The sequence below is a fragment of the Chrysiogenia bacterium genome, from assembly GCA_020434085.1.
In the GTDB taxonomy this organism is placed as follows: domain Bacteria; phylum JAGRBM01; class JAGRBM01; order JAGRBM01; family JAGRBM01; genus JAGRBM01.
The window spans coordinates 1-7658 of sequence record JAGRBM010000214.1 but is presented as its reverse complement, the minus strand read 5'-3'; the positions used below and the strand labels follow the sequence as shown (position 1 = coordinate 7658).

Here is a 7658-nt window from a genome sequence, read left to right as displayed (position 1 = left end):
CGCTGGCGCGAGAGCTATCACAGCGGCGCCGACATCACCCACAAAAGCAGCGACAGCGACGGGGTGGCCTCCCCCCACGAGCATGCCGTGGGCATCGAGAAAGAGGCGCTGGCCGACTACCACTTCGACAAACTGCCGCTGCGCAGCTTGCGCGAGTTCACCGCCGAGCACGCTCCGGGCGCGGCCGGGCTTGGCGCCTTCGCCGGGATGAACCGCGCGAACGCGCCGCTCAAGGACTGGCGTATCGAGGGTGCGGGCTTTGTGGGAAGCGGCAGCGCCGGGGGCGCACGCTTTGAAAAGCGCGTCGCCTTCGAGAGCAAGACGCGCCTTGCCTGCGCGTGGAAGATTCAGGAAATCGAGAAGAATGCTTGCTTCGGTGTGATGCTGTGCCTGAGCCTGCTCACGCCCGAGGCGCCCGGCCGCACGCTCGTCATCGAGAGCGCGGGCAAGACTCACGAAGTGATCCCCGGCAGCGCGCTCGATCCGCTGGCGGCGAGCGCCTTCGTGCTGCGCGATACCCACATCGGGTTTGCCCTTCGCGTGGAGTTCACCGGCAGCGGGGCGCTGCTGTCGACCGCGCCTGTCGAAACGCTCCAGCGCTCTGAAAATGCCTTCGAGCGCGTCTATCAGGGAACCATCTTCTCGCTGTGCTGGGATGCGGCGACGCTTGCGAAGCTCGGCGACGCGCCCTCACTTTCGCTGGAGTTTTTGTCGGAGGACGCCAAGTGAAGTCCGAGATCTGGATTCTTGCCTCCGAGATGACACCGCTGGCAAAGACCGGCGGTCTGGGCGATGTGATGGGCGGCCTGCCCCCGGCACTGGCCCGGCTGGGTTATCCGGTGCGCGTTTTCCTGCCTGCCTACGGGGCGATGAACCGTGAGGGATTCTCCCACGAGGGCGGCAACCTGGCCGTACCCCTAGGGCCCGCGCGGGTCCCTGCCCGCCTGCTCAGCCGGACCGAGCCCAGCGGGCTGCGCATCACGTTGATAGAATGCGACGAGTTCTTCGCGCGCCTTCCCCTCTATGACGACGGGCATCGCGAGTTTGCCGACAATGCGCGGCGTTTCATCTTCTTCACCCGCGCCGTGTGCGAGCTGGCCCGCCGCAGCGAGCGGCCGCCCGCCATCGTTCATGCCAACGACTGGCAGACCGCGCTGGCGCCCCTGCTCCTCGAACTCTTCCCGCCGGTGGGCGGGCCGCCAAAGCGCGTGTTCACGATTCACAACCTCGCCTACCAGGGCCGCTTCGGCCACTGGGAAGCCGACTGGATGGGACTGACCGCCTCCCAGTGGGAGCGCGCGTGGCGCGCCGACGGTCTGGAAGACTGCGGCGGGGTGAATTTTCTCAAGGCCGGCGTGGCCTGGGCGGACCGCATCACGACGGTGAGCCCCACCTATGCGCGCGAGATCCTGCAACCCGATCAGGGCCAGGGAATCCACGAGCTGCTGCGCTCACGCGCGGGTGCGATCCACGGCGTGCTCAACGGCGCCGACTACGAAACATGGAATCCCGCAACCGATCCCTATCTGCCGCGCGGATTCGACCATGACTCCATGCAACACAAACTGGAGAACAAGAGTGCGCTGCGCGCGCGCCTGGGGTTGCCGCCCTCGCATCGCCCGCTTATCGGCATGGTGAGCCGCCTGACCTGGCAGAAGGGTATTGACCTGATGGCCCGCGGCGCCCGCGAGATGGTGGACCGCGGCGCAGACCTGGTATTCCTGGGCTCGGGCGAGCCCTCCTACATCCGCGACATCGAGTCGCTGCGCGCCGCGCTGCCGCACAATGTCGCCGTGTGGATCGGCTTCAGCGAGGAGCTTGCGCACCTCATGACAGCCGGCTGCGACGCAATCGTCATGCCTTCGCGCTTCGAGCCCTGCGGGCTTACCCAGCTCTACGCCATGCGCTACGGCACCCTGCCCATTGTCCACCGCACGGGCGGGCTCGTGGATACGGTCTCGGATCTGGGCGATGAAGGCGGCACGGGCTTTACCTTCGTGGGACTCGCCGATGAGCGCCCGCTCGTCGAGGCCGTAAGCCGCGCGGTGAGCGTCTTCAACGACGAGCCAGAACTCTGGCGCGCGGCGCAGCAGCGCGCCATGGCCCAGCGCTTTACCTGGGAGGATGCCGCCCGCCACTACGGCAGGCTCTATGAGGGATTGCTGAGCTAGGGCGCGTCTATTCGTGGCCTTCGGGATAGGCCGCGGTCAGCGTGCCGGCCGCACGCAGGTAATACTCACGCACGTAATCCATCACCATCCGGTCGGAGTTGTAGCGCCAGCCCAGCGTAATGAGTGCCCGTGACATGCGCTCGACCCAGCGGAGCGGGACGCCCTCGGGTGAGCGGTCGTAGAAGTCGGGGATCACCTGCTCTTCGAGCACGCGGTAGAGATCGTCCCCGTCGCGCTCGTCCTGGTAGTGTGGATCGGTGTGGGTCAGCCCGCGCCCGAAGGCGTAGCCGTTGCGCCCGTCGTAGGCCTCCGCCCACCAGCCATCGAGCACCGAGAGGTTGAGCGTGCCGTTGAAGACGGCCTTCATGCCGCTGGTGCCGCATGCCTCGTAGGGACGGCGCGGGCAGTTGAACCACACGTCGCAGCCCTGCAACAGGTGACGCGAGACGTTCATGTCGTAGTTTTCCAGAAACATCACGCGCCCTTCGAAGCGCGGGTCGTGTGAAATGTCGTGAATCTCGCGAATGAGCGCCTTGCCCCGGTCGTCGTTGGGGTGGGCCTTGCCCGCGAAGAGAATCTGCACCGGCCTCTCGGGATTGTTGAGTAGCTTTGCCAGCCGGTCGGGATCGCGGAAAAGCAGTGTCGGGCGCTTGTAGGGAACGATGCGCCGGGCAAACGCGATGGTCAGGGCCTCGGGGTCAAAGCCCGAGGGCTGGCTGACTCCGTCGCCAAGACGCTCGTCGCGGCGCTCGGTACGGCGATCAAGGAAGTGGAGCAGCTCACGCTTGAGCAGGTTCGTCACGTCCCACAGGTCGAAGGGATCCATCTTGCCCGCCCGCGACCATGTGTCGGGATGGCAGAGATGGGTCGGCCAATCCTCGCCCAGGTCGCGACTGAAGAAGCGCGCCATGGGCTGAGCAATCCAGCTCGGCACATGCACGCCGTTGGTGATGTGACCGATGGGCACCTCGTCCCGGGTGCGCTGGGGCCAAAGGCCCTGCCACATCTTGCGCGAGACATGCCCGTGCAGAGAGCTCACAGCGTTGGCGTGATTCGAGAGCTTGAGCGCGAGCACCGTCATGCAGAAGGGCTCGCCCTGGTCATCGGGATTGATGCGCCCGAGTCCCAGGAAATCATGCTCCGAGAGGTGGAGACGCTCGCGCAATTTGCGCAGCAAGTTGAGTACCAGGCCAGGATCGAAGCGGTCATGCCCGGCCTCGACTGGGGTATGCGTGGTAAACACCGTCCGCTCGCGCACGCGCCAGGAGGCCTCGGTAAAGGGCAGGCCTTCGAGTTCCATACACTCCGCAATGGATTCGAGCACGGCGAAGGCCGAGTGTCCTTCGTTCAGGTGAATGACACCGGGGTGAATCCCGAGCAACCGGATCGCCTTGTGCCCGCCGATGCCCAGCATGATCTCCTGCAGGATGCGGGTGCGCTGGTCACCGCCATAGAGACGGCTGTTGAATGCGTGATCATTGGTGTCGGGAACAAGGTTGCCCTCCAGGAGGATGAGCGGGGCGCGCCCGACATTGCAGCGCCAAAGGCGCACGACCATCTCGTGGTCGTTGACCGGGAAGCGCACTTCGAGCTGCTTGCCCTGTCCGTCGCAGATTCGCTCGACGGCGGTTCGCTCGAGCGGGGTGTCGACGTAGTGCTCGCTCTGCGCGCCGTGGCGATCGAGTTCCTGGATGAAATAGCCCTGCTTGTAGAGGATGCCCACGCCCTGAAGCGGGACGCCAAGGTCGGAGGCGCTCTTCAGGTGATCGCCTGCCAGAATCCCAAGGCCGCCCGAGTAGATGGGCACCGATTCGTGCAGGCCGAACTCGGCGCAGAAGTAGACAACCGGCTGCGCGCCAAGGCCCGGAGCGTTGGTGGTCGCCCAGTTCGAGGTGCTGCCCAGGTAGTCGCGGAAGGTGCGACATGCACGCTCCAGACGCACGCGGTAGTGCGGATTGTGGGCGACCGTCTCAATGCACTCGGGAGAGACCTCTGCCAGAAAGAAGGTCGGGTTGTGGTTGGTATGGCGCCAGAGATCGACGTCGATTTCGCTGAAGAGTTCGGAGAATTCGCCGCTCCAGGCCCAGCGTACATTCTGCGCCAGTTCGTGAAGCAGTTCGCGTGTGTGGCTTACGTATTCGTCCACGGATGATGGTTTCCTCGGGGGCCCGCTGTCCTGCCCGGATGCGCGGCCAGTCTAGCCGCTCCCCCCGCCGGGAGGGAAAAGGGCCCTGCGGGCCCTTCATAGCCGGTTTGGGCGGCAGGGGAAGCCCGACCCGCGTCATGTCACGAAACCGATGCAGCGCCTCGCTGGATCTGGAGATACTCGGTGTTGCGCTCGCTGATCTGGCCGTTGAGGGTCCAGTAGTCGTAGGCCACCCCGATAAGGAGGAAGCCGCCGGTCAGCAGGTAGAGCAGCGCGCTTATGTATTTGCCCATATAAAGACGATGGATCCCGAAGACGCCCAGGAAGGTCAGCAGCACCCAGGCCACGTTGTAGTCGATGGGCCCGGCCGTGTATTTGAGGTCCGCCCGCCGGTCCATGCCCGGTATCAGGAATACGTCGATGAGCCAGCCCACCCCCAGCAGGCCGAAGGTGCACAGCCAGATGGTGCCGGTCACCGGCTTTCCAAAGTAAAAGCGGTGGGCCCCGGTGAACCCGAAGATCCAGAGGATGTAGCCCACCACCGCGCAGTGGGAGTCGCCCCAGGGAGAGAATTTCTTGCTCATTGACTCACCTCTTGCCGCTCGAATGCCGCCCCAAACGATACTTGGGATGTGGCATCCGACTCAAGGCAAGAGGTGAGTCAACCAGGACTAGTTTTCGTAAACCATGGGGGCGCGCTCGTTGCGCGCCTGAACCGGGCGGTTGTTCACGGAGTAGTGCGACGCGAAGGCGTCGATCTGCGCCTTTGAGAACGCGATTGACTCGCTGAGCACGTGCCAGCGCACTCCCTCGGAGCACGGCGGCGTGGTGAGCGAGCCGCTGTAACGGTAGGTCTTCATCGAGGCTGGAAGCAGACTCGCCGCGCTGATGGGGCTTGCCAGCGGGGCCTTTCCGCCTGCTTCACCCGGAATGGCCGCCCATACCGGAGCAATGGCGGCATTTTCCTCGCCCTCCGAGATCAGCACGCCCAGCACGGCCAGCGTGCCGTCCTTGCTCTTGTGAACCAGGTGCATCTCCATCGGGAATGACTTGCCGCCCACGGTGTGCTCGCTGGTGTGGTGGAAGTGGAGCTGCAGCAGATCGAACTTGTCGGCGCCGACGCTCATGGTGCTGCCGGGCTGAAAGTTCACCTGGATGGTGTGACCGTTGTTGATCACCTCGGTGCCGCCGGCCTGGTAGTCGAGGCTGATTGCCGCTTTGCCCTCGGCTGCCGCGCTCTGCGGGTCGATGTCGATGGGCGACTGCGCCTTGCCGGTTTCGCACAGCGCGAACTCTTCGCTCATCGCGCCCCAGTGGGCGGGGCCGCTCTCACCTTCGTATCCCCAGTGCGCGCCGTGGTGGTTGCCACCATGAGCGGCGCAGGCTGTCAGAACAAGGGCGGCGAGCGCCGCCCCGAGTGTCGTGTGATGAATCCGCATTCCCTGACTCCTTCGTGTTGCCGTCTCGCCCATACGGGCGTTGTTTGATCGAATTCTACGGGTTGCTTTGCGCCGCAAGCGTTTTCGCCTTTGTTCCAACGGCCAGCAGCTTGCACACCCGGGGCATGATGTGGTCGATGCCCAGCTTGTGCTGGGCCGCGCCGAGCTTCACCGCTTCCTTGGGCATGCCGTAGCAGACCGAACTTGCCTCATCCTGCGCGATGGTAATTCCGCCGGCCTGGTGGATGGCCAGCAATCCCTCGGCCCCGTCGCTTCCCATCCCGGTGAGCACCATGCCCACCACGTTTTTGCCCATCACGCGCGCCGCGCTGCGAAGCAGCCGGTCGGCCGAGGGGCGCGGCCCCTTGTCGGTGGGATCGAAAATCTGGGTGATCGGCCCGCGCGGTGAGGGGCGCAGTTCCATGTGCAGCCCGCCCGGCGCGATCAGCACCGTACCGGCCTGCAGCACTTCGCCTCCCTTGGCCTCGATGACGCGCGCCGGCCCCAGCGTGTCCAGACGCGCCGCGAAGCTCTGGGTGTAGACCGGCGGCATGTGCTGGGCGATCACCGTCGGGGGAAAGCCCTCGGGCATGGCAGCGACAAGGCGCGCAATGGCCTCGGTCCCGCCCGTCGATGCGCCGATGGCCACCAGCATTCCTGCACGCAGCGCACTGCTCGTAATTGCGCGCTGCTGGTTTGCCACTGCGACGAGGGGGCTGGCGCCGCGACGCGACTTGATCTTGGGCGCGGCCTTGGCGGCGGCCTGCACCGCACGAAGCAGGGAGTCCTGAAAGTCCCCTCCCCAGGCGCCCGTGCCGCTCGTATCGCCTTTGCAGACGACTTCGACAGCGCCCAGGGAAAATGCATCCATGGTCAGCTTGGCAGCGTCGGGGTTGAGCGTGCTGGAAATGACAACCGGCGTGGGCAGGTTGCGCATGAGCCACTTGAGAAAAGTCAGCCCGTCGACGCCGGGCATGTGGATGTCCAGCACGACGACATCGGGATCGAGCTTGGGAATGCGCTGGCGCGCCATCTCGGCATTGGGCGCGGTTGCAATCAGGTCGGCCCCGCGCGAGGACGTCAGAATGTTGCGATATTGCTGGCGCGCAACGGCGGAGTCGTCCACCACCAACACGCGGATCGGTTCGTCCGCAGCCATGGTTTACTCCCCTGCCGCCCGGCGCAGCGGCGGCTTCGCAGCCGTCTGCGCATGAAGCTGGTAGACAGCCGGTATGACGTTGGTCGCCCGCCTGCTGATGTTTGCCAGGCTCTCGGCATGTCCAAGGAAAAAGTATCCGCCCGGCACCAGGCGGTCGAGCAGGCGGTTGACGATGTCGACCTTTGCCTGCTGATTGAAATAGATGAGCGCGTTGCGGCAGAAGATCAGGTCAAACTGCCCGGGCACGTCATACTTGGCGTGATTGAGGTTGACGCGCTCGAAGCGAATCATGGCGCGCAGTTCGGGGCTGGCGCGCATTTTTCCAATCTGCGCATTGGTGCCGCGGCGCATGTAACGCTTGAGGTAGCGCTGGGGAATCTGCTCGGCCGCGCGGATGTCCCATACCCCGTCGCGGGCCTGCTGCAGCACCCGGGTAGAGATATCGCTGGCGATGATCTCCACGCGCCAGTTGTTTTCATTGCACAGGTGCTCCTTGAGCACCATGGCAATGGTGTAGGGCTCATGCCCCATGGAGCACGCCGCGCTCCAGACCCGAAGCACCCGGTCGCGGCGGCCTTCTGCAGCCTCTCGTTTGAGCTGCGGAATGATCGTGTGCTCCAGGTATTCAAACTGCTGGGGCTCACGAAAGAACCGGGTCTCGTTCGTGGAGATCAGGTCGATCATCTGGATGAGCTCGGCCCCGGTCTCATCCTTTTTTACATACTCGTAGTATTCGCCGTACT

Annotated in this window: 7 protein-coding genes; 2 read left to right on the top strand and 5 right to left on the bottom strand. The window is 64.8% G+C overall.

Annotated features, from left to right (window positions below; all coding sequences use genetic code 11):
- Positions 1–729: DUF1926 domain-containing protein (locus KDH09_07000; GenBank protein MCB0219423.1), on the top strand; the 729-nt coding region annotated here is incomplete at its 5' end.
- The gene (glgA, locus tag KDH09_06995; GenBank protein MCB0219422.1) at positions 726–2171 is read left to right on the top strand and encodes a glycogen synthase GlgA; all 1446 of its coding nucleotides are present in this window, start codon (positions 726–728) and stop codon (positions 2169–2171) included. The genes KDH09_07000 and glgA, both read left to right, overlap by 4 nt.
- A gap of 7 nt (positions 2172–2178) precedes the next feature.
- On the opposite strand, the gene glgP is transcribed toward glgA, so the two are convergent.
- The 5 genes from glgP to KDH09_06970 form a co-directional block, all read right to left on the bottom strand.
- Positions 2179–4317, bottom strand: a complete 2139-nt coding sequence (gene glgP, locus KDH09_06990; protein MCB0219421.1) for an alpha-glucan family phosphorylase — start codon at positions 4315–4317, stop codon at positions 2179–2181.
- Positions 4318–4457: 140 nt separating this feature from the next.
- Complete coding sequence (locus KDH09_06985) at positions 4458–4901, bottom strand: TM2 domain-containing protein (protein MCB0219420.1); 444 nt, start codon at positions 4899–4901, stop codon at positions 4458–4460.
- A gap of 87 nt (positions 4902–4988) precedes the next feature.
- Complete coding sequence (locus tag KDH09_06980) at positions 4989–5756, bottom strand: carbonic anhydrase family protein (GenBank protein ID MCB0219419.1); 768 nt, start codon at positions 5754–5756, stop codon at positions 4989–4991.
- A 55-nt stretch (positions 5757–5811) separates the two neighbouring features.
- Complete coding sequence (gene cheB, locus KDH09_06975) at positions 5812–6915, bottom strand: chemotaxis-specific protein-glutamate methyltransferase CheB (GenBank protein ID MCB0219418.1); 1104 nt, start codon at positions 6913–6915, stop codon at positions 5812–5814.
- A 3-nt stretch (positions 6916–6918) separates the two neighbouring features.
- A partial coding sequence (locus KDH09_06970; protein ID MCB0219417.1) for a protein-glutamate O-methyltransferase CheR occupies positions 6919–7658 on the bottom strand: 740 nt, incomplete at its 5' end.

What these genes read in the sequence shown, in the direction of transcription:
- cheB (MCB0219418.1), bottom strand. Translation starts at nt 6,915, where the DNA reads ATGGCTGCGGACGAACCGATCCGCGTGTTGGTGGTGGACGACTCCGCC.
- KDH09_06980 (MCB0219419.1), bottom strand. Translation starts at nt 5,756, where the DNA reads ATGCGGATTCATCACACGACACTCGGGGCGGCGCTCGCCGCCCTTGTT.
- KDH09_06985 (MCB0219420.1), bottom strand. Translation starts at nt 4,901, where the DNA reads ATGAGCAAGAAATTCTCTCCCTGGGGCGACTCCCACTGCGCGGTGGTG.